This is a genomic window from Streptomyces sp. NRRL F-6676 (genome assembly GCF_000725625.1).
Taxonomy (GTDB): domain Bacteria; phylum Actinomycetota; class Actinomycetes; order Streptomycetales; family Streptomycetaceae; genus Streptomyces.
Map to the genome: position 1 here is coordinate 22198 of NZ_JOHS01000022.1, position 21171 is coordinate 43368.

Genomic DNA, 21171 nt, shown 5'->3' on the forward strand with positions numbered 1-21171 from the left:
GGCTGTGTCGATCTGCGGCTCCGCCGCGCGGGCGCGATCTTTCAGCGGGGTCCGGGGGCGAGGCCCCCAGAGGACGGGAAGGTAGGGGCGGCGGGGGCGAAAAACTCCCCACCGCCCCCCGAAACGTCATCACGGCCGTGGTGGGGGCTCGGGGATCATCCCCGCCACGGCCGTCACGAAGAACAACGCCCCGCTCCTCCACCGGTTACGCGTGATGGCCCCGACACCCTCCTCCGTTAGGCGGAGCCGACCGACACGTCTGTTGCCCACACCGCCGGGCCCACTTTGACTCGGCTCCGGCGGCCCGCCGGAAACAGAGAGGTGTGCAGACGTGCTTTCGACAAGAAGTCTCTTCCGGGAGATCGTCGACAACGACGAATCGTTCCGTCTCCTCTGCTCCATCGCCGCCGGCGGCGAGGCCCAGGGCGGCTGGGAGAACGCCCGCATCGCCGCCCTCGTCCCACCGGCCGAACAGGCACTCGCCCCCAAGATCGCCCGGCACGGCGCCGACGAGGACAAACACGGGCGGATCTTCCACGCCCTGCTCAAGAAGCGTCACCTGGAACCCGTCGAGGTCCCGGCCGAGACGGACTACACCATGCTCCTCGAACGGCGCGGCATCGGGCTGTCCCACGAAAGGCTGAGGACCGACCGACCGTTGACCGTGCAGGACATCGTCACCTACCTCGCCCACAGCCGCGTCACCGAACAGCGCGCCTCCGAGCAGATGGAACTGCTGCGCCGGCACTTCGCCGACCACCCCGACCTCGGCCGGGCGGTCCGGATGATCTCCCAGGACGAGGACAACCACCTCGCCTACTGCCACGAGGAACTGCTGCGCCTCGCCCGCGCGGGCCACGAGCGCGCGATCCGGCGCACGCTCCACGAATGCGCCCGCGCCGAGATCGAGGTCCACCGCGACGTCAGCCTCGCCGTCATGCGCCACATGGGCCGCATCCTCGGCTGGTCCCGGGCCAAGGGCGCCGTCCTGGCCGCCGGCGTCCACGCCACGTACGCGTACGAACTGCTGCTCGGCCGGCGGCGCATGGTCGCCCTGCGGATGCCCCGGCGCCGCGACGCGCTGGGCGAACCTACAGCCACCCCCGTCGCTTGAACTGCCGGTACAGCAGCATCTCCAGGACCACCATCACCGCGATCACCGCCGGATACGACCAGATCCAGTGCAGCTCCGGCATGTGGTCGAAGTTCATGCCGTAGATCCCCGCGATCATCGTGGGGACCGCGGCCATCGCCGCCCAGGCGGAGATCTTCCGCATGTCGTCGTTCTGCCGGACGCTCATCTGCGCCAGGTGCGCCGAGAGGATGTCCGACACCAGCCGGTCCAGGCCCTCCACCGACTCGTTCACGCGCGTGAGGTGGTCGCTGACGTCACGGAAGAAGGGGCGCGCGGAGTCGTCCACGAACGGCAGCGCGCCCCCGAACGAGCCGGTGTTCGCCAGCCGGGTCAGCGGCAGCGCCAGCGGGTTGGTGGCCCGGCGGAACTCCAGGATCTGCCGCTTGAAGGTGTAGATCCGCGAAGCGGTGTTCCTGGAGCCCCCGCCCTCCGGCGAGAACACCTCCGCCTCCAGCTCCTCCAGGTCGGTCCCCAGCTCCGTCGCCACGTCCAGATAGTGGTCGACCGAGGCGTCGGCCAGGGCGTACAGGACCGCCGTCGGCCCCTTGCCGAGCATCTCCGGCTGCTGTTCCAGGCGCTTGCGCACAAGGCCGAGCGGTGCGCCCTCGCCGTGCCGGACCGTCACCACGAAGCCGTTCCCGAGGAAGATCATCACCTCGCCGGTGGAGACGGCGTCGCTCTCCGGCTCGTACACCACCGGCTTGAGCACCATGAACAGCGAGTCGTCGTACACCTCCAGCTTCGGCCGCTGGTGCGCCTTGAGCGCGTCCTCCACGGCCAGCGGGTGCAGTCCGAACTCCTCGGTGACCTTCCCGAACTCCCGTTCCGTCGGTTCGTGCAGCCCGATCCACACGAAGCCGCCCGCGGCACGCGCGTCCGCGAGCGCGTCCGAGAGGTCCTCGGGCCCCTCGGAGCGGCGCCCGTCGCGGTAGATGGCACAGTCGACGATCACGGAAGGTGTGCTCCCCTCTCGGAACGGATACGGAACGCGGAACCCGCGGCGGGACCGGTGACCGCGGAAGCGGAAAACGGGCCCCCTGAGGAGGATGACCGCGAAAACGGCCGCTACGCGCGCGTGGGCACCGTCCGCCGGGCCGATTGACGGCAGGACCTAGGCTGGGCGCCATGCCCACGTTGATCCTCGTACGGCACGGACGCTCCACCGCCAACACCTCGGGACTGCTCGCCGGGTGGACCCCAGGCGTGGCCCTCGACGAGCGCGGCACCGCCCAGGCGGCCGCCCTGCCGGGGCGGCTGGACGGCATCCCGATCGCCGAGATCGTCACCAGCCCGCTGCAACGCTGCCAGGAGACCATGCGGCCGCTCCTCGACGCCCGCGGCCTCGAGCCGCACAGCGACGACCGTATCGGCGAGTGCCACTACGGCGACTGGTCCGGCCGCAAACTGGCCGAACTGAAGGACGAACCGCTGATGGAGGTCGTCCAGGCGCACCCCTCCGCGGCCGCGTTCCCCGGCGGCGAGTCCATGCGGGCCATGCAGACCCGCGCCGCCGAGGCGGTGCGCGAGTGGAACGCGCGCGTGGAACGCGACCACGGCCCCGACGCGGTCTATCTGATGTGCTCGCACGGCGACATCATCAAGTCGCTCGTCGCCGACGCGCTCGGGCTTCATCTGGACCTCTTCCAGCGGATCAGTGTCGAACCGTGTTCCATCACCGCGATCCGTTACACCAGGCTGCGGCCGTTCCTCGTACGGCTCGGCGACACCGGTGACCTCGCGTCCCTGGTGCCCCCCGAGCCCGCCCCGTCCGGTGACGGCGGCGGCGACGGGAGCGACGCCACGGTCGGGGGCGGTGCTGGCGCACCGTGATCGTCGGCCGCAGTAGGGTGAAGCGGTCGAAACAGCGCAGCAGTTGTCAAGCAATGGAGACAGGACGTGTCCCGTCAGGTGTTCCTCTACGACCCACCGGACCGCTTCGTGGCCGGCACGGTCGGGCTGCCCGGACGCCGTACCTTCTTCCTCCAGGCCATCGCCGGGGCCCGGGTGACCAGCGTGGCCCTGGAGAAGACCCAGGTCGCCGCGCTCGCCGAACGGATGGACGAACTCCTCGACGAGGTCGTGCGACGCAGCGGGGGCAACGCGGCGGTGCCCGCCGTGACCCCCTCGGAAGTCTCCGACACCGAGCCGCTGGAGACGCCGGTGGAGGAGGAGTTCCGGGTCGGCACCATGGCGCTGGCCTGGGACGGCGACGAGGAGCGCATGATCGTCGAGGCGCAGGCGCTGGTGGAGCTCGACGCGGAGTCCGAGGAGGACCTCGCCGAGGCCGAGGAGCGGCTGCTCCAGGACGAGGAGAACGGCCCGCCGATGCTCCGCGTCCGGCTCACCGGGGCGCAGGCCAGGGCGTTCGCCAAGCGCGCCCTCGACGTCGTCAACGCCGGGCGGCCGCCCTGCCCGCTGTGCAGCCTCCCGCTCGATCCGGAAGGACATGTATGTCCGCGCCAGAACGGATACCGCCGCGGAGCGTGACGAGGTGACGACGAGCGACGAGACCGGCCTCGGGGCGACGGCCGCGGACACCACCGCGAAGGGCCCCGCGGCCGCGAGCGGATCCGGGCCGGCCGTCGACGCCGTACGGCTGCTCACCGAGGGCGAGCTGACCGTACGCGGCCGGATCCGCGACGCCTCCAACGCGGCGCTGTACTGCACGGTCGCGCTCGACGGGCAGGAGGCCGCCTGCGTCTACAAGCCCGTCGCCGGGGAGCGGCCGCTGTGGGACTTCCCCGACGGCACCCTGGCCGAGCGCGAGGTCGCCGCCTACGAGGTCTCCGAGGCGACCGGCTGGGCCCTCGTGCCGCCCACCGTGCTGCGCGAGGGGCCGTACGGCGAGGGCATGTGCCAGCTCTGGATAGAGGTCCGCCCGGAGGCCGACCTGCTCGCCCTCGTGGACGCCGAGGAACCGGAGCCCGGCTGGAAGGCGATCGGCTTCGCCGAGGTCGAGGAGGGCCGCACCGCGCTCCTCGTGCACGCCGACGACGCGCGGCTGCGGCGGCTCGCCGTCCTCGACGCCGTGATCAACAACGCCGACCGCAAGGGCGGCCACCTGCTGCCCGCCGACGGACAGCGCCTGTACGGCATCGACCACGGGGTCACCTTCAACGTCGAGAACAAGCTGCGCACCCTGCTGTGGGGCTGGGCCGGCGAAACCCTGACCGACGAGGCCCTGGACGTGCTGCGGGGGCTGCGGGCGGGGCTGGGGGAGGGCGGAGCACTGGCCGTCCGCCTGGCCGAGCTGCTCACGGAGGCCGAGGTCGAGGCCACCCGCGCCCGCGTCGAGGCGCTCCTGACGTCGGGACGGCACCCGGAGCCGAGCGGGGAGTGGCCGGCGATCCCCTGGCCGCCGGTGTGACGGTCCGGGACCGCCGGCCGACGTGCTTCGCACACCAGGACGAACCGGCCGGCCGGCCGCCCCTGCACATCGGGGCGCAGCGCGCAAGAACGGCTTCCCGGCCATCTCGCCCCATCCGGTTCGTGCAGGGAACATCCATCCGGTTAGGCTCATGACATGCATGCCTGGCCCGCTTCCGAGGTCCCCGCCCTGCCTGGTCAGGGCCGCGACCTGGTGATCCACGACACCGCCACCGGCGGTCCGGTCACCCTCCAGCCCGGTCCCGTCGCCCGCCTCTACGTCTGCGGCATCACGCCGTACGACGCCACGCACATGGGGCACGCGGCAACCTACAACGCGTTCGACCTCGTACAGCGCGTGTGGCTCGACACCAAGCGCCAGGTGCACTATGTCCAGAACGTGACGGACGTCGACGATCCGCTGCTGGAGCGGGCCGAGCGCGACGGCGTCGACTGGACCGCACTCGCCGAGAAGGAGACCGCGCTCTTCCGCGAGGACATGACCGCGCTGCGGATGCTGCCGCCGCGGCACTACATCGGCGCGGTGGAGGCGATACCCGGAATCGTCCCGCTCGTCGAGCGGCTGCGGGAACTGGGCGCGGCGTACGACCTCGACGGTGACGTGTACTTCTCCGTCGAGTCCGACCCCCACTTCGGCCAGGTCTCGAACCTGGACGCCGCGGCGATGCGGCTGCTCTCCGCCGAGCGGGGCGGTGACCCCGACCGGCCCGGCAAGAAGAACCCCGTCGACCCCATGCTGTGGATGGCCGCGCGTGACGGCGAGCCGAGCTGGGACGGCGGCTCGCTCGGGCGGGGCCGGCCCGGCTGGCACATCGAGTGCGTGGCCATCGCCCTGGACCACCTCGGAATGGGCTTCGACGTGCAGGGCGGCGGCTCCGACCTGGCCTTCCCGCACCACGAGATGGGCGCCTCGCACGCCCAGGTGCTCACCGGGGAGTTCCCCATGGCCAAGGCGTATGTGCACGCCGGCATGGTGGCGCTCGACGGCGAGAAGATGTCGAAGTCCAAGGGGAACCTGGTCTTCGTCTCGCAACTGCGGCGGGACGGTGTCGATCCCGCGGCGATCCGGCTCGCGCTGCACGCGCACCACTACCGGGCCGACTGGGAGTGGACCGAGCAGGTGCTGCGGGACGCGGTGGCGCGGGTGGAGCGGTGGCGGGCGGCCGTGTCGCGGCCGGACGGGCCGGCGGCGGAGGGGGTCGTGGACGAGGTCCGGGCGGCGCTCGCCGACGATCTGAACGCGCCGGAGGCGTTGGCGGCGGTCGACCGCTGGGCCGCCCGCCAGGAGGAGACGGGCGGGACGGACGAGTCCGCCCCCGGCGTCATCTCCCGAGCGGTCGACGCGCTGCTGGGCGTGGCCCTGTAGGGCGCGGGGCGTACGAAACTGCGCAGTTCCCCGCGCCCCTGGACAGGGGCGCGGGGAACTGCGCAATCTTTTCGGGGGTCCGGGGGCTTGCCCCCGGGGACGGGAAGGGCAGGGGCGGCGGGGGCGAAGAAAAGCCTTGCCCCGCCCCTCCGGCTCACTCCTCCTGAGGGTCCTCGTCCTCGTCGTCCGGGCGGGGCGGTTTGGGGGCGCGCCCCCGGCCACCGCCGGGCGGGCCGTTGAAGGGACCGGCCGCCGTGCCGCCGTCCCGCCGCCGCAAGTACCGCTCGAACTCCCGCGCGATCGCCTCTCCCGACGCCTCCGGCAACTCCGCCGTGTCCCGCGCCTCCTCCAGCGTCTGCACGTACTCCGCGACCTCGCTGTCCTCCGCCGCCAGCTGGTCCACCCCCGTCTGCCACGCCCGCGCGTCCTCCGGCAGCTCACCCTGCGGGATGCGGACGTCGATCAGGTCCTCCAGCCGGTTGAGCAGCGCCAGCGCGGCCTTCGGGTTCGGCGGCTGCGACACGTAGTGCGGCACCGCCGCCCACAGCGACACCGCCGGCACCCCGGCGTGCGCGCACGCCTCCTGAAGGATGCCGACGATGCCCGTCGGGCCCTCGTACTTCGTCTCCTCCAGGTCCATCCGCTGCGCGAGATCCGCGTCGGACGTCACCCCGCTGACCGGAACCGGACGTGTGTGCGGGGTGTCGCCGAGCAGTGCGCCCAGGATGACGACCAGCTCCACGCCCAGCTCGTGCGCGAAGGCGAGCAGCTCGTTGCAGAACGAGCGCCACCGCATCGACGGCTCGATCCCGCGCACCAGCACCAGGTCACGCGGTCTGTCGCCGCCGACACGGACCACCGAGAGCCGGGTCGTGGGCCAGGTGACCTTGCGGACCCCGGCCTCCATGAACACCGTGGGGCGGTTGACCTGGAAGTCGTAGTAGTCCTCGGCGTCGAGCGCCGCGAACACCTCGCCCTTCCATTCCCTGTCCAGATGCGCGACCGCGGTGGAGGCGGCGTCGCCGGCATCGTTCCAGCCCTCGAACGCGGCCACCATGACGGGGTCGATCAGCTCGGGAACCCCCTCGAGCTCGATCACCCAGCGCCTCCTTCCGACGTGCCTGACGTACGCCCCAACCTTACGGCCCCGGCAGGCCGTCGCCGCAGCCCCGTGCACCGCTGGGTGAACGGATGACTGCCCCGTTCGACCGGCTCGAACACCTTGATCGTCGACCTCTACCCCCGCCCCGGACCGCCATGCCGCGGGGGCGGCCCCCCACTGGGGAGCCGCCCCCGCGGCATCCGGCGGCGGGCCGGGACGCCGCTCACTTCCCGTCGAGCAGCTCCCGCACCCGGGACCGGATCTCGTCCGTGGCCAGCCCCCGGATCGTCAGGGTGGTCCGGCGGCGCAGCACGTCGTCCTCGGTCTCGGCCCACTCGTGGTCCCGGGCCCACACGACCTGCGCCCAGATCTCGGGCGCGTCCGGGTGGACCCGCTCGGCCAGCGCCGGGTCCTCGTTGGCCAGCCGCGCGATGTCGAAGGCCAGCGAGCCGTAGTGGGTGGCCAGGTGCCGGGCCGTCTCGGGGGCCATCCGCGACGCGGGCTCCGGCCGGTCCACGAGCAGCCGGTGGGCGACCGCACGCGGGTTGGCTATGCCGGGCAGCGGCAGCTTCTTGGGCAGCGAGGCGATCGGCTCGAAGTCCTCGCCCAGCGGACGCCCGGGCAGGGCCTCCAGCTTCTTCATCACCGTACGGCCGATGTGCCGGAACGTCGTCCACTTGCCGCCCGCCACGGAGAGCATGCCGCCCCGGCCCTCGGTGACCACGGTCTCCCGCTTGGCCTTGGCGGTGTCGCCGGGGCCGCCCGGCAGCACCCGCAGTCCGGCGAAGGCGTAGGTGATGAGGTCCCGGTCGAGCTGCTGGTCGCGGACGGAGAACGCGGCCTCGTCCAGGATCTGCGCGATGTCCTTGTCGTTGACGGCGACCTCGCCCGGATCGCCCTCGTACTCCTCGTCGGTGGTGCCGAGCAGCAGCATGTCCTCCCAGGGGAGGGCGAACGTGATCCGGTACTTGTCGATGGGGGTCGCGAGCGCGGCCTTCCAGGGGGCGGTGCGCTTGAGCACCAGGTGCGCGCCCTTGGAGAGGCGGATCGACGGCGCGGCCCCGGCGTCCTCCATCCGGCGCAGATGGTCGACCCAGGGGCCGGTGGCGTTGAGCACCAGACGCGCGTCGACGCCGAACTCCTCGCCCGAGATCCGGTCCTTCAGCTCGGCACCGGTGACCCGGCCCCGGGTGAAGCGCAGACCCGTCACCTCGGCGTGGTTCAGGACGACGGCGCCGGAGTCGACGGCCGCGCGGACCGTCATCAGCGCCATCCGCGCGTCGTTCATCTGGTCGTCCCCGTAGACGGCGACGGCCTTGAGGTTCTCCGTGCGCAGCTCGGGCACGTCCTGCGCGGCCTTGGCCGGGCTGAGCAGATGGCCCACGCCGTCGCCGAACGCGGAGAGCGCGGAGTAGGCGAAGACGCCCGCCCCGAGCTTGGCCGCGCCGTGCGGCCCGCCCTTGTACACGGGGAGGTAGAACGTGAGCGGGTTGGCCAGGTGGGGGGCCACCTGGCGGGAGACGGCGCGGCGCTCGAAGTGGTTCTCCGCCACCAGCTTCACCGCGCCGGTCTGGAGATAGCGCAGACCGCCGTGGAGAAGCTTGGAGGAGGCGGAGGAGGTGGCGCCGGCGAAGTCGCCGGCGTCGACCAGTGCCACCCTGAGCCCGGACTGCGCGGCGTGCCAGGCGGTGGAGATGCCCAGGATGCCGCCGCCGATCACGAGGAGGTCGTACGTCGCCTTGGAGAGCTGCTCCCGGGTCTGGGCCCGGCTCGGACCCGTGCCGGTGGCCGGGTGCGTACCGAGGGCAGGCACGGACTGGAGGGTGGACTGACTGGTCATCGCTACTACTTACTCCTCGTCCTCGAGCCAGCCCATGGTCCGCTCGACGGCCTTGAGCCAGTTCTTGTACTCACGGTCGCGGGTCTCCGCGGCCATGTTCGGGGTCCACTCGGCGGCCCGCCGCCAGTTGGCGCGCAGGTCGTCGGTGCTGTTCCAGAAGCCGACGGCCAGGCCGGCGGCGTAGGCGGCGCCGAGGCAGGTGGTCTCGGCGACCATCGGGCGCACCACGGGCGCGTCCAGCACGTCGGCGAGGGTCTGCATCAGCAGGTTGTTGGAGGTCATGCCGCCGTCGACCTTGAGGGCGGTCAGCTCCACGCCGGAGTCCTTGGTCATGGCGTCGGCGATCTCCCGCGTCTGCCAGGCGGTGGCCTCCAGGACGGCGCGCGCGAGGTGCGCCTTGGTGACGTACCGGGTCAGGCCGGCGATCACACCGCGGGCGTCGGAGCGCCAGTACGGGGCGAACAGGCCGGAGAAGGCCGGTACGAAGTAGGCGCCGCCGTTGTCCTCGACGGACAGGGCGAGCGTCTCGATCTCGGCGGCGGTGGAGATCAGGCCCATCTGGTCGCGCATCCACTGCACCAGGGAGCCGGTGACGGCGATCGAGCCCTCCAGGGCGTAGACCGGCTTGTTGTCGCCGATCTGGTAGCCGACGGTGGTCAGCAGCCCGCTGTAGGAGTTGATCAGCTTGTCGCCGGTGTTCATCACCATGAAGGTGCCGGTGCCGTACGTCGACTTCGTCTCGCCCTCGGCGAAACAGGTCTGCCCGAACAGGGCCGCCTGCTGGTCGCCGAGCGCGGAGGCGACGGGGATGCCGCCGAGCAGCTCGCCGAGCCGGCCGCCCTTGATCTCGCCGTAGACCTCGGCGGAGGAGCGGATCTCCGGCAGCATCGCCGTGGGGACGCCGATGGACTCGGCGATCTTCTCGTCCCACGCCATGGTGTGCAGGTTCATCAGCAGGGTGCGGGAGGCGTTGGTGACGTCCGTGACGTGCCGGCCGCCGTCGGCGCCGCCGGTCAGGTTCCAGATGACCCAGGTGTCCATGGTGCCGAAGAGGATGTCGCCGCGTTCGGCGCGCTCCTTGAGGCCGTCGACGTGGTCGAGCAGCCAGCGGGCCTTGGGGCCGGCGAAGTAGGAGGCGAGGGGGAGGCCGGTCTCGCGGCGGAAGCGGTCCTGGCCGACGTTGCGGCCGAGCTCCCGGCACAGCCCGTCGGTACGGGTGTCCTGCCAGACGATCGCGTTGTGGACCGGCTCACCGGTGTTCTTGTCCCACAGCACGGTGGTCTCGCGCTGGTTGGTGATGCCGATGGCCTTGATGTCGTCCCGGGTGATGCCGGCCTTCTCGATGGCGCCGGCGACGACCTCCTGGACGTTGGTCCAGATCTCGGTGGCGTCGTGTTCGACCCAGCCCGGCTTGGGGAAGATCTGCTCGTGCTCCTTCTGGTCGACGGAGACGATACGGCCGTCCCGGTCGAAGACGATGCAGCGCGAGGAGGTCGTGCCCTGGTCGATGGCGGCGATGAACGGCCCGGCGGTGTGTGCGTCGGTCACTGTGTGCTCCTGGGAGTAGCGGGGGATTCCGTGAGATCCGTGGTCGGAGGGCTGTCCGTACGGCGCGGTGCTTGTGAAGGAATGGTTCCTCTAAGCAAAGGCGACGTTGTAGAGGCCCGCAGCGATCGCGCCGCCGATCAGCGGACCGGCCACCGGGATCCAGGCGTAGCCCCAGTCGGAACCGCCCTTGTTGGGCAGGGGGAGCAGGGCGTGCACGATACGGGGACCGAGGTCACGGGCCGGGTTGATCGCGTACCCCGTGGGGCCGCCGAGCGAGAGACCGATGGAGACGACCACCAGGGCGGTGATCAGTCCGCCCACGACGCCCAGGCCCTTGCCGCTGTCGTTCAGGCCCTGGGTGAGGACGGCGAGGCAGAGGACGAAGGTGCCGATGACCTCCGTGGCGATGTTCAGTACCGCGTTGCGGATCTCGGGACCGGTGGAGAAGACGCCGAGCACCGGTCCGGCCTTCGTCTCCTGGGCCTCGACGGCCTTGACCCTGGTGTCCTGCGCCCCCGGTCCGCCGACGACCTCACGGTCGGTGAGGTGCGCGTGGAACTGCCCGTAGTACGCGATCCAGGTCAGCGCGGCGCCGATCATGGCGCCCAGGATCTGCCCGCCCCAGTAGACCGGGAGGTCGCTGAAGTCGTGGTCCTTGATCGCGATGGCGAGGGTGACGGCCGGGTTGAGGTGGGCCCCGGAGAGCGGCCCGGAGATGTAGACCGCGGTGAGCACCGCGAAGCCCCAGCCGAAGCTGATGGCGAGCCAGCCGGCGTTGCGCGCCTTGGAGGCCTTGAGGGTGACGGCGGCACAGACGCCGGCGCCGAGCAGGATGAGTATGGCGGTACCGATGGTCTCGCCGATGAAGATGTCGGAGCTGGACACCCGCGACTCCTTTGTCCTTCGTCCAGGGGAAGGCGAACCCCGGGTCCCTCCGGTGGTCCGCGCCCTCAGGGGTGAGGGCGTTAACCGGCCGATGGTGTTGTCACACTCTAACGCGTATTGCCGGTAGGTGTTCGACAATGCCGACCGATGGACGCGAGTCTCGCCGCGTGGTGCGCGGCAGTCAAGGGTTCGGTTATCGAAAACGCGATCGTTATTGATCGGGGCGGGTTATGGATCGCGGCAGGGAGCGGCCGAGGAAGGGGCACGGGGCTACCGGGGCGCGGGCGACCAGAGGCGGGTGCGGGGCGACCAGGGGCGCGGGAATCAAGGGGCGCGGGAATCCAGGGGCGCGGGGAACTGCGCATCTTCTGGGGGTCCGGGGGCGGAGCCCCCGGGTTCGGGACGGGAAGGGGCGGCGGGGGCGGGAAAAGCAGCCGTCAGAACCGGCTGGCGCCCAGGTCGCGCGAGACCGCCCGCGCACAGTCCCGCACGGCCGCGATCAACTCCGCCCGCACCTCGCCCTCGCGGCAGAGCCGCTCGACCGCCCCCGTGATCCCCACGGCCCCCACCGGCATCCGCCGCCGGTCATGAATGGGCGCGGCGATCGACGCGACCCCCTCCCACGTCTCCTCCACGTCCGCCGCGTACCCCCGCGCCCGCGTCAGGTCCAGGACCTCCTCGAACCGCGCGGGCTCGCTGATCGTCCGGTCCGTGAACGCCTTGCGGTCCGCCTCCAGCGCCTCGCTGTGCGCCACCGGGTCGTACGCGGAGAGCACCTTCCCCAGCGCCGTGGAGTGCAGCGGCTGCATCGCCCCGATCTCCAGGACCTGCCGGCTGTCGTCGGGCCGGAACACGTGGTGCACGATCAGCACGCCCTGCTGGTGCAGCACCCCCAGGTACACGCTCTCCCCGCTGGAGCGCGCCAGATCGTCCGTCCACACCAGGGCCCGCGCCCGCAGTTCGTGCACGTCGAGATAGGTGGTGCCCAGGCGCAGCAGCTCGGCGCCCAGCTGATAGCGCCCCGAGGCGTCGTCCTGTTCGACGAAGCCCTCCTGCTGGAGCGTGCGGAGTATGCCGTGGGCCGTGCCCTTGGCCAGGCCGAGGGAGGAGGCGATGTCCGACAGGCCGAGCCGTCGCTCGCCGCCCGCGAGCAACCGCAGCATCGCGGCCGCCCGCTCGAGCGACTGGATGTTCCGTGCCATCGCCGTCCTGCCCTCCGTCCCCTTCGACCACTGGACCGCCGGCCGAGGCTCGAGTACCGCGTTCGGCAATGTCGAACACTACCGGTCGTTGTCGACCTCCCGCCAATGGGCGGTCACGGCGAGTTCCGGCCGGAAACCGCCCGAATGCCACGTACGGCACCACGGGCGCGGACCCGTCCGCCCCGTGGACGCCTCTGACCGTACGGCGCACTGGGGGCTACCCTGACCGGGTGCGCCTTCTGCGGGAAGACGCAAAGCCGACAGCCGTCGCACTCCAGGGAGCATCTTCCATGGCCTCGTCGCCGAACCCGTCCGCATCCCCCGCCCCCGCCGAGGGCCCCGCCGCCACCGGAACCCGGGCCCGCGCCGACGCCCTCCGCGAGGCTCTCGCCACCCGGGTCGTGGTGGCCGACGGCGCGATGGGCACGATGCTTCAGGCCCAGGACCCGACGCTGGAGGACTTCCAGGGGCTGGAGGGTTGCAACGAGGTCCTCAACGTCACCCGCCCGGACATCGTCCGCTCCGTCCACGACGCCTACTTCTCCGTCGGCGTCGACTGCGTCGAGACCAACACCTTCGGTGCCAACCACACCGCGGCCTCCGAGTACGAGATCGCCGGCCGGGTGCACGAGCTCTCCGAGGCCGGTGCCCGCCTCGCCCGCGAGGTCGCCAACGAGCACGGTGCGCGCGACGGCCGCCAGCGCTGGGTGCTCGGCTCCATGGGCCCCGGCACCAAGCTGCCCACCCTCGGCCACGTCGGCTACACCACCATCCGTGACGGCTACCAGGCCAACGCCGAGGGGCTGCTGGCCGGCGGCGCCGACGCCCTGATCGTCGAGACCACCCAGGACCTGTTGCAGACCAAGGCCTCCGTCCTCGGCGCCCGCCGTGCCATGGCGGCCACCGGCACCGAGGTCCCGCTGCTGGTCTCCATGGCGTTCGAGACCACCGGCACCATGCTGCTCGGCTCCGAGATCGGCGCCGCGCTCACCGCGCTCGAGCCGCTCGGCATCGACATGATCGGCCTGAACTGCTCCACCGGCCCCGCCGAGATGAGCGAGCACCTGCGCTACCTCACCCGGCACTCCCGCATCCCGCTGCTGTGCATGCCGAACGCGGGTCTGCCGGTGCTCACCAAGGACGGCGCGCACTTCCCGCTGGACGCCGAGGGCCTCGCCGACGCGCAGGAGACCTTCGTCCAGGACTACGGCCTCTCGCTGGTCGGCGGCTGCTGCGGCACCACCCCCGAACACCTGCGCAAGGTCGTCGAGCGGGTCCGGGAGACCGTCCCGGCCGAGCGCAGCCCCCAGCCGGAGCCCGGCGCCGCTTCCCTCTACCAGACCGTGCCGTTCCGCCAGGACACCGCCTACCTCGCCATCGGCGAGCGCACCAACGCCAACGGCTCCAGGAAGTTCCGCGAGGCCATGCTGGCGGGCCGCTGGGACGACTGCGTGGAGATGGCCCGCGACCAGATCCGCGAGGGCGCCCACATGCTCGACCTCTGCGTCGACTACGTGGGCCGCGACGGCGTCGCCGACATGGAGGAGCTGGCCGGCCGCTTCGCCACCGCCTCCACGCTGCCGATCGTCCTGGACTCCACCGAGGTCGACGTCCTCCGGGCCGGCCTGGAGAAGCTCGGCGGCCGCGCGGTCATCAACTCCGTCAACTACGAGGACGGCGCCGGACCCGACTCCCGCTTCGCCAAGGTCACCGCCCTGGCCAAGGAGCACGGGGCCGCGCTGATCGCCCTGACCATCGACGAGGTGGGCCAGGCCCGCACCGCCGAGAAGAAGGTCGAGATCGCCGAACGCCTGATCGAGGACCTGACGCGGAACTGGGGCATCCACGAGGAGGACATCCTCGTCGACTGTCTGACCTTCACCATCTGCACCGGCCAGGAGGAGTCCCGCAAGGACGGCCTCGCCACCATCGAGGGCATCCGGCAGCTCAAGGAACGCCACCCCGAGGTGCAGACCACCCTCGGCCTGTCCAACATCTCCTTCGGCCTCAACCCGGCCGCCCGCATGCTGCTGAACTCCGTCTTCCTCGACGAGTGCGTCAAGGCCGGCCTGGACTCCGCGATCGTCCACGCCTCCAAGATCCTGCCCATCGCCCGCTTCAGCGAGGAAGAGGTCACCACCGCCCTCGACCTCATCTACGACCGCCGCCGCGAGGGCTACGACCCGTTGCAGAAGCTCATGCAGCTGTTCGAGGGTGCCACCGCCAAGTCCCTCAAGGCCGGCAAGGCCGAGGAACTGGCCGCCCTCCCGCTGGACGAGCGCCTCAAGCGCCGCATCATCGACGGCGAGAAGAACGGCCTCGAACAGGATCTGGACGACGCCCTCCGGGAGCGCCCCGCCCTCGACATCGTCAACGAGACCCTGCTCGACGGCATGAAGGTCGTCGGCGAACTGTTCGGCTCCGGCCAGATGCAGCTGCCGTTCGTGTTGCAGTCGGCCGAGGTGATGAAGACCGCCGTCGCCCACCTCGAACCGCACATGGAGAAGACCGACGAGGCCGGCAAGGGCACCATCGTGCTCGCCACCGTCCGCGGCGACGTCCACGACATCGGCAAGAACCTCGTCGACATCATCCTGTCCAACAACGGCTACAACGTCGTCAACCTCGGCATCAAGCAGCCCGTCTCCGCGATCCTGGAAGCCGCGGACGAGCACAAGGCCGACGTCATCGGCATGTCCGGACTGCTCGTCAAGTCCACGGTGATCATGAAGGAGAACCTGGAGGAGCTCAACCAGCGCGGACTGGCCACCGACTACCCGGTCATCCTCGGCGGCGCCGCGCTGACCCGGGCCTACGTCGAACAGGACCTGCACGAGATCTACCAGGGCGAGGTCCGCTACGCCCGCGACGCCTTCGAGGGGCTGCGGCTGATGGACGCCCTCATCGGCATCAAGCGCGGCGTCCCCGGGGCGCAGCTCCCCGAACTGAGGCAGCGCCGGGTGCGCGCGGCCACCGTCGAGATCGAGGACCGCCCCGAGGAGGGTGCCGTCCGCTCCGACGTCGCCACCGACAACCCCGTGCCCGAGCCGCCCTTCCGGGGCACCCGCGTCATCAAGGGCATCCAGCTCAAGGAGTACGCGGGCTGGCTCGACGAGGGCGCCCTCTTCAAGGGCCAGTGGGGCCTCAAGCAGGCCCGCAGCGGCGACGGGCCGACGTACGAGGAGCTCGTGGAGCGCGAGGGCAGGCCCCGGCTGCGCGGCCTCCTCGACCGGCTCCAGACCGACAACCTGCTCGAAGCCGCCGTCGTCTACGGCTATTTCCCCTGCGTCTCCAAGGACGACGACCTCATCGTCCTGGACGACGACGGCAACGAGCGCACCCGCTTCACCTTCCCGCGCCAGCGCCGCGGCCGCCGGCTCTGCCTCGCGGACTTCTTCCGGCCCGAGGAGTCGGGGGAGACCGACGTCGTCGGCTTCCAGGTCGTCACCATCGGCTCCCGGATCGGCGCGGAGACCGCGAAGCTGTTCGAGGCCAACGCCTACCGCGACTACCTCGAACTGCACGGACTGTCCGTCCAGCTCGCCGAGGCGCTCGCCGAGTACTGGCACGCCCGTGTCCGCTCCGAACTCGGCTACGCCGGGGAGGACCCCGCCGCCATGGAGGACATGTTCGCCCTCAAGTACCGCGGCGCCCGCTTCTCGCTCGGCTACGGCGCCTGCCCGGACCTGGAGGACCGTGCCAAGATCGCCGAACTGCTGCGGCCGGAGCGGATCGGCGTGCACCTCTCCGAGGAGTTCCAGCTCCACCCCGAGCAGTCCACCGACGCCATCGTCATCCACCACCCGGAGGCCAAGTACTTCAACGCCCGGTGACCGCCCGTCACCGCCGCGGCGCTCACGCGGGGTGACCCGCACCGCACCGCCGCGATCCGCCCGACGCGCACTCCGGACGGCCACGACGTACACTGGTCGGTCCACCGCAGGCCGGTTCCTCTTCGGGAACCGGCCTGCTCGTCCCTCAAGGAGGTGCGTCGGATGACGACAACCGTCCCCGCGCTCGGAACCCGCTCGGCGGAGGGCTCGGCCCTTCAGGCCGTGCTCCTCGACATGGACGGCACCCTGGTGGACACCGAAGGCTTCTGGTGGGACGTCGAGAGGGACGTCTTCGCCACCCTGGGCCACAGCCTTCAGGACTCCTGGCGCGAGGTCGTGGTCGGCGGCCCCATGACCCGCAGCGCGGGCTTCCTCATCGAGGCCACCGGCGCCGACATCACCCTCGCCGAACTCACCGTCCTGCTCAACGACGGCTTCAAGGACTGCATCGACCACGCCCTGCCGCTGATGCCCGGCGCCGCCCGGCTGCTGGCCGAGCTGGCCGCCCACGACATCCCCACCGCCCTGGTTTCCGCCTCCCACCGGCGCATCATCGACCGGGTCCTGGCCGCCGTCGGACCGCAGTACTTCGCCCTGACCGTCGCCGGCGACGAGGTCGAGCGGACCAAGCCGTTCCCCGACCCCTATCTGCTGGCCGCCTCCGGGCTCGGCGCGCGGCCGGAGCGCTGCGCCGTCGTCGAGGACACCGCGACCGGCGTGGCGGCTGCCGAGGCCGCCGGCTGCCGGGTTCTCGCCGTCCCCTCCGTGGCACCCATCACCGCCGCCCCCGGGCGCACGGTCGTCGACTCCCTGGAAGAGGTCGATCTGCCGTTCCTGCGCGGCCTGATGGCGTCCGGATGACCGGATTCCGGTCCCCGCCCACACCGCTCGGGATGTGAGGTTCGCCACGCGCGAGGGGGTCGACAGCGGACTCCGCGTGTGCTGTTCACCCCATTTCGGCGCGCGGGGACGCGCCCATGTGTCCCGTTTGGTGGGACGCTGCGCGAATCCTCCCCCTGTCGGGTTTTCGGTGTGTCCACACCCGGTTTCGCTCCGTGATGGGGACTCAACTCCGGGGGCTGCGGGCGCGTCTGTCGGCGCCTACTAATCTCATCGCGGTAAACACCGTCACTACCCCCGTGATCCGCCGCGACACCCCTGCATGCCGGGTACACGGACTCGACCGCTCTGGAGAATCTCGAGCATGAACCGCAAGACTTTGGTGCTGCCGGCCGTCGTCGGCCTGCTCGCTCCTGTGCTCGCCGCCTGCGGTGGTTCCGACAGTGGGAGCAGCAGCGGCGACGCGATCGTCGTCGGCACCACGGACACGTTCTCCCAGCTGAAGACGCGGCCCGCCCCGCTGGACCCGGCCTACGCGTACGACGTGGGCACGTGGAACGTCCTGCGGCAGACCGTGCAGACGCTGATGGCCTACCCCAAGGGTGACGGCGCCCCGCAGCCCGACGCCGCCCAGAGCTGCGGTTTCACCGACTCCGGGAACGAGCGCTACGCCTGCACGCTGCGCAAGGACCTCAAGTTCTCCGACGGCACCCCGGTCACGGCCGACGACGTCAAGTTCTCCATGGAGCGGGCGCTGACGATCAAGGACCCCGAGGGCGTCTTCGCGCTGCTGTCCACGATCGACACCATCGAGACCAAGGGCGACCGTCAGGTGATCTTCCACCTCAAGACGGCCGACGCCACCTTCCCGTTCAAGCTGTCCACTCCGGTCGCGGGCATCCTCAACCCCAAGGACTACCAGAAGGACAAGCTGCGCGAGGGCTTCTCGATCGACGCCTCCGGCCCGTACACGCTGAAGGCCGAGGTCAAGGACAAGTCGATGGTCAAGGCCGTCTTCACCAAGAACCCCAACTACAAGGGGCTGCTCAAGGTGAAGAACGACAAGGTCGAACTGGAGTCCTTCCCCTCCGCGGACGCCATGGGTGACGCGCTGTCCAAGGGCGACATCGACGTCATGGCCCGCGCCATGACGCCGGACCAGATCGACAAGCTGTCCGCCAAGACCAACGGTGACATCAACCTCGTCGAGATGCCCGGTCTCGAGATCCGTTACCTCGGCTTCAACACCGAGGCCGACTCGGTCAAGAACAAGGCCGTGCGCCAGGCGATAGCCCAGATAATCGACCGCGGCCAGCTGGTTTCCGAGGTCTACGGCACCCAGGCCGAGCCGCTGTACTCGATGGTCGCGGCCACCGTCACCGGCCACTCCAACGCGTTCCTCAACAAGTACGGCGACCCCAGCGTCAGCAAGGCCAAGACGCTGCTGACCGGGGCCGGCATCACCACCCCGGTGAAGCTGACGATGCACTACACGACCGACCACTACGGCGCGGCGACCAAGAAGGAATTCGAGGTCCTCCAGAAGCAGCTCAACGCCAGTGGCCTGTTCGACGTGTCCATCAAGGGCTACCGCTGGCAGCAGGACGACTACAAGACGAAGGAACAGAAGGGCCTGTTCGACGTCTACGGCATGGGCTGGTTCCCCGACTTCCCGGACGCCGACAACTACCTGTCGCCGTTCCTGGACAAGGACAACACCCTCAACACGCCCTACGTGAGCAACAAGATCCGCAACCAGCTGCTGCCGCAGTCGCGGCGTGAGGCCGACCGGCTCAGCGCGGCCAAGGACCTCACGGACATCCAGGACATCGTCGCCGAGGAGGTGCCACTGCTGCCGCTGTGGCAGGGCAAGCAGTACATCGCCGCCCGCGACGACATCACGGGCTCCGAATGGGCCATCAACTCCTCCTCGACCCTCCAGCTCTGGGAGCTGGGCCGAGGCGTGAAGGGCTGACCCGAAGGCCTCCGCCGGGCCGGACACGCGAAAGGGCGCCCCTCCTGAACCGGGAGGGGCGCCCTTTCGCGCGCGGTCGCCGGCGTCCGTGCGGGGGAGGGGCGGAGGCGGTTACTGCGCGCCCGGCCGGACCAGACCGCTCTCGTACGCGTAGACCGCGGCCTGCACGCGGTCGCGCAGCCCCAGCTTGGTCAGCACATGGCCGACGTGCGTCTTCACCGTCGTCTCGCTGACGAACAGGTCCGCGGCGATCTCCGCGTTCGACAGCCCGCGCGCCACCAGCTTCAGCACCTCGACCTCACGGTCCGTCAGTGTGTGCAGGGTGTCCGGCACCGGCTCGTCCCCCGACGGCAGATGCGTCGCGTACTTGTCGAGGAGCCGGCGGGTGATGCTGGGCGCCAGCATCGCCTCCCCGGCCGCGACCACGCGGATCGCCTGCACCAGCTCGTTGGCCGGCGCGTCCTTGAGCAGGAAGCCGCTGGCACCGGCGCGCAGCGCCTCCACCACGTACTCGTCGAGGTCGAACGTGGTCAGCACCAGCACCTTGGCCGGTCCGTCCCGCCCCGGCCCGGTGATCTGCCGGGTCGCCTCCACCCCGTCCATCCGCGGCATGCGGATGTCCATCAGCACCACGTCGGGCTGGAGCGCCCGCACCTGGTCGAGCGCCTGGAGGCCGTCCCCGGCCTCGCCGACGACCGCGATGTCCTGCTCGGCCTCCAGGATCATCCGGAACCCGGTGCGCAACAGCGGCTGGTCGTCGACCAGTAGGACGCGGACGGCCACGTGCAACTCCCTCGGTAGGTCATAGGGGCTGCCGTTTGCCTCAGCCCGCAGACACGGGGTCTGATTCGGACGACAGCCCCTATTGAGGCCCTATTCTGCCCTGCTCGCCGTCGTCGGAATCGGGCGCCCCGAAGGGCAGTGCGAGCGGCAGCGGGTAGGGCGGGGGAGTGCCGCCGAACTCGGGGCAGAACTGCTGGTGGTCGCACCAGCCGCACAGCTTGGTCGGCCGGGGCCGCCAGTCGCCCGTCTCCGTGGCCGACCGGATCGCCTCCCACAGCGCCAGCAGCTTCCGCTCGACCCGCCGCAGATCCTCGACGACCGGGTCGTACGTCACCACGTCGCCGCTGCCCAGGTAGACCAGCTGGAGCCGGCGTGGCACGACCTTCTTCAGCCGCCACACCACCAGGGCGTAGAACTTCATCTGGAACAGGGCGCCCTCGGCGTACTCCGGGCGCGGGGCCTTGCCCGTCTTGTAGTCGACGATGCGGACCTCGCCGGTCGGGGCCACGTCCACCCGGTCGATGATGCCGCGCAGGGTGAGCCCCGACTCCAGCCGCGTCTCGACGAAGAGCTCCCGCTCGACGGGTTCCAGGCGCGTGGGGTCCTCCAGGGCGAACCAGCGCTCGACCAGCTGTTCGGCCTCCGCCAGCCAGCGCGCCAGCTGGGTGCCGTCCGCGTCGTCGGCGAACAGCTCGGCGAGCTCCGGGCGGTTCTTGCGCAGCCGGTCCCACTGGCCGGGAACCAGGGACCGGGCGCGGGGGGCGGTGCGCTCGGCGGCCGGTGCGTCGAACAGCCGCTCGAGCACCGCGTGCACCAGGGTGCCGCGGGTCGCCGCGGGGCTCGGCTTCTCCGGCAGCCGGTCGATCACCCGGAAGCGGTAGAGGAGCGGGCACTGCATGAAGTCACCGGCACGGGACGGCGACAACGACGTGGGGCGCGCGGGCGCCCGCCGCCGGGCGGCGGGGGTGGGCGCGGGGGCGGCGGGGGCGGGGGCCTGGGCCGGTATGGCGGGGGGTGCCGGCGCGGCCTCGGTCACGGTGGTGGTCTCCGTGGCCGTAGCCGCCGTCGTATCCGCGGGCGCCGTTCCCGTCGCCGCGGGCGCAGGTGCCGGTGCCGCCTCGGCCGGGGTGCCGTCGGCCCGGCCGGCGGCTGTGGGCACCCCGGCCGAGGCGGCCTGGGGTTCCGTGTCGGCCGGCGCCGCCGCGCCGCCCTCCGTGCTGGTCTCCATGCCCACAGACCATACGGCCCACCACTGACAAGCTGAGGGGGTGCCGG

Annotated in this window: 16 protein-coding genes; 8 read left to right on the forward strand and 8 right to left on the reverse strand. The window is 71.1% G+C overall.

The genetic code is table 11. The annotated features are described in order from the left end of the window. Window positions 1–331: 331 nt before the first annotated feature. Complete coding sequence (locus tag IO29_RS16095; RefSeq protein WP_030381520.1) at window positions 332–1114, forward strand: hypothetical protein; 783 nt, start codon at window positions 332–334, stop codon at window positions 1112–1114. Here IO29_RS16095 and corA read toward each other — a convergent pair. Further along, window positions 1092–2087, reverse strand: a complete 996-nt coding sequence (gene corA, locus IO29_RS16100; RefSeq protein ID WP_030381521.1) for a magnesium/cobalt transporter CorA — start codon at window positions 2085–2087, stop codon at window positions 1092–1094. The two genes, IO29_RS16095 and corA, sit on opposite strands and share 23 nt — an antisense overlap. A 173-nt stretch (window positions 2088–2260) precedes the next feature. Here corA and IO29_RS16105 point away from each other — a divergent pair, with 173 nt between their 5' ends. The 4 genes from IO29_RS16105 (at window position 2261) to mshC (ending at window position 5888) form a co-directional block, all read left to right on the forward strand. Then, complete coding sequence (locus IO29_RS16105) at window positions 2261–2965, forward strand: histidine phosphatase family protein (protein ID WP_030381522.1); 705 nt, start codon at window positions 2261–2263, stop codon at window positions 2963–2965. A gap of 66 nt (window positions 2966–3031) precedes the next feature. Next, window positions 3032–3622, forward strand: coding sequence for a DUF3090 domain-containing protein (locus IO29_RS16110; RefSeq protein ID WP_030381523.1), 591 nt, complete (start codon window positions 3032–3034; stop codon window positions 3620–3622). Between the two features lie 4 nt (window positions 3623–3626). After that, window positions 3627–4502: an SCO1664 family protein gene (locus IO29_RS16115; protein WP_234307606.1), complete on the forward strand. Its 876-nt coding sequence runs from the start codon at window positions 3627–3629 to the stop codon at window positions 4500–4502. Between the two features lie 156 nt (window positions 4503–4658). Continuing rightward, on the forward strand, window positions 4659–5888 hold the full coding sequence (mshC, locus tag IO29_RS16120) for a cysteine--1-D-myo-inosityl 2-amino-2-deoxy-alpha-D-glucopyranoside ligase (RefSeq protein WP_030381525.1): 1230 nt from the start codon (window positions 4659–4661) through the stop codon (window positions 5886–5888). 154 nt (window positions 5889–6042) lie between these two features. On the opposite strand, the gene IO29_RS16125 is transcribed toward mshC, so the two are convergent. The 5 genes from IO29_RS16125 to IO29_RS16145 all read right to left on the reverse strand — a co-directional run bounded on the left by IO29_RS16125 (window position 6043) and on the right by IO29_RS16145 (window position 12465). After that, window positions 6043–6987: a PAC2 family protein gene (locus tag IO29_RS16125; protein ID WP_030381526.1), complete on the reverse strand. Its 945-nt coding sequence runs from the start codon at window positions 6985–6987 to the stop codon at window positions 6043–6045. Window positions 6988–7213: 226 nt separating this feature from the next. Beyond that, window positions 7214–8830 carry a glycerol-3-phosphate dehydrogenase/oxidase gene (locus IO29_RS16130; protein WP_030381527.1) on the reverse strand — a complete coding sequence of 539 codons (1617 nt, stop codon included), beginning with the start codon at window positions 8828–8830 and terminating at the stop codon, window positions 7214–7216. A 9-nt stretch (window positions 8831–8839) separates the two neighbouring features. Next, window positions 8840–10378 carry a glycerol kinase GlpK gene (gene glpK, locus IO29_RS16135; RefSeq protein WP_030381528.1) on the reverse strand — a complete coding sequence of 513 codons (1539 nt, stop codon included), beginning with the start codon at window positions 10376–10378 and terminating at the stop codon, window positions 8840–8842. 90 nt (window positions 10379–10468) lie between these two features. Further along, window positions 10469–11263 (reverse strand): MIP/aquaporin family protein, encoded by a 795-nt coding sequence (locus tag IO29_RS16140; protein ID WP_030381529.1) that lies wholly within the window; start codon window positions 11261–11263, stop codon window positions 10469–10471. Between the two features lie 437 nt (window positions 11264–11700). Continuing rightward, window positions 11701–12465, reverse strand: a complete 765-nt coding sequence (locus IO29_RS16145) for an IclR family transcriptional regulator (RefSeq protein WP_030381530.1) — start codon at window positions 12463–12465, stop codon at window positions 11701–11703. 290 nt (window positions 12466–12755) lie between these two features. Between IO29_RS16145 and metH the strand changes: the two genes are divergently transcribed. From metH to IO29_RS16160, 3 genes are all read left to right on the forward strand, one after another. Continuing rightward, a complete protein-coding gene (gene metH / locus IO29_RS16150; RefSeq protein WP_030381531.1) occupies window positions 12756–16298 on the forward strand; it encodes a methionine synthase in 3543 nt (1180 codons plus the stop codon). A 162-nt stretch (window positions 16299–16460) separates the two neighbouring features. Next, on the forward strand, window positions 16461–17159 hold the full coding sequence (locus IO29_RS16155; protein ID WP_030381532.1) for an HAD family hydrolase: 699 nt from the start codon (window positions 16461–16463) through the stop codon (window positions 17157–17159). 343 nt (window positions 17160–17502) lie between these two features. After that, window positions 17503–19113 carry an ABC transporter substrate-binding protein gene (locus IO29_RS16160; RefSeq protein WP_030381533.1) on the forward strand — a complete coding sequence of 537 codons (1611 nt, stop codon included), beginning with the start codon at window positions 17503–17505 and terminating at the stop codon, window positions 19111–19113. 111 nt (window positions 19114–19224) lie between these two features. Here IO29_RS16160 and IO29_RS16165 read toward each other — a convergent pair whose 3' ends face one another. Both IO29_RS16165 and IO29_RS16170 read right to left on the reverse strand, forming a co-directional pair. Beyond that, complete coding sequence (locus IO29_RS16165; RefSeq protein ID WP_030381534.1) at window positions 19225–19896, reverse strand: response regulator; 672 nt, start codon at window positions 19894–19896, stop codon at window positions 19225–19227. A 79-nt stretch (window positions 19897–19975) separates the two neighbouring features. Next, window positions 19976–21124 carry a RecB family exonuclease gene (locus IO29_RS16170; protein WP_107065948.1) on the reverse strand — a complete coding sequence of 383 codons (1149 nt, stop codon included), beginning with the start codon at window positions 21122–21124 and terminating at the stop codon, window positions 19976–19978. Window positions 21125–21171 lie beyond the last annotated feature (47 nt).